The sequence below is a fragment of the Mesorhizobium sp. M2A.F.Ca.ET.039.01.1.1 genome (genome assembly GCF_003998035.1).
In the GTDB taxonomy this organism is placed as follows: domain Bacteria; phylum Pseudomonadota; class Alphaproteobacteria; order Rhizobiales; family Rhizobiaceae; genus Mesorhizobium.
In genome coordinates this window covers 1-894 of the sequence record NZ_RZRY01001327.1, presented here as the reverse complement: position 1 = coordinate 894, position 894 = coordinate 1, and the positions used below count along the sequence as shown (strand labels likewise).

The window sequence follows — 894 nt, the reverse complement described above, 5'->3', positions numbered from 1 at the left end:
GATCAACTGGCCGCGCGAGCCGCGCTCTCGTGATGCGGCCTCGGACGCGAGCGACAATTTCAACCCGCCTGAATTTCGCCCGCCGGCGCTGGCCGAGGCGCCACATGCGGCCGACAAGACAATCGACCAGATCGTCGTGCCGCCGCCCGTGGAAGGCGAAGCCAACAAGCAACAGGCCGACGATGTCGATCAGACGGTTGAGCAGGGCGCCGATCTCGACGCGCAGCGGCGCGCGATCGAAGCCCAATTGGCGGCCGAGCAGGCCCGCCGCAAAGCCGAAGAAGAAGAGGCCCGCCGCAAGCAAGCGGCCGACGAGGAGGCCCGCCGAAAGGCCGAGGAGGCTGAGCGGCAAAAAGCAATGTGGGAGCGCCTGCGGTCGAACCAGATGATTACCAGTGAGCAAGCAAACTCGGCCGCCGGGCACGATCAGCCGGCCCAGGCGCAAATCGCCGCCGATGGTCAGCTTGTTCCAGTGCCGGGCGCCGAGAACGATCCGAACAAAGCCTTTCTCGCGCAATCGGAAACCCATTCGAACGCGATGGCGAAGGCGCGGGTTTTCCGTCGCACCGATGCGCTGATCCCCGAAGGCACGATGATCCGCGGATTTCTGGAAACCGCCATCAACACCGATCTGCCCGGCATGGTTCGCGCGGTGGCGCGCGAGGACGTCTATTCGCTCGACGGCCGCCGCATTCTGATTCCAAAAGGCTCTCGGCTCACCGGCGAGTATCGTTCGGGGATCGCGCGCGGACAAAAGCGTGTGTTCATCGTCTGGAACCGCGTCATACGTTCCGACGGCGTGTCGGTCGACATTGCCTCGCCTGGCGCCGACCGTCTCGGGCGGGGCGGTCTCGGCGGCCGCGTCGATACGCATTGGCTCGAACGCTACGGCAA

Annotated in this window: 1 protein-coding gene; it reads left to right on the top strand. The window is 65.5% G+C overall.

The genetic code is table 11. The features are described from left to right. Position 1: 1 nt before the first annotated feature. Positions 2 to 894 (top strand): TrbI/VirB10 family protein (locus tag EOA24_RS43705; RefSeq protein WP_281059947.1); only part of this gene is annotated, 893 nt, incomplete at its 3' end.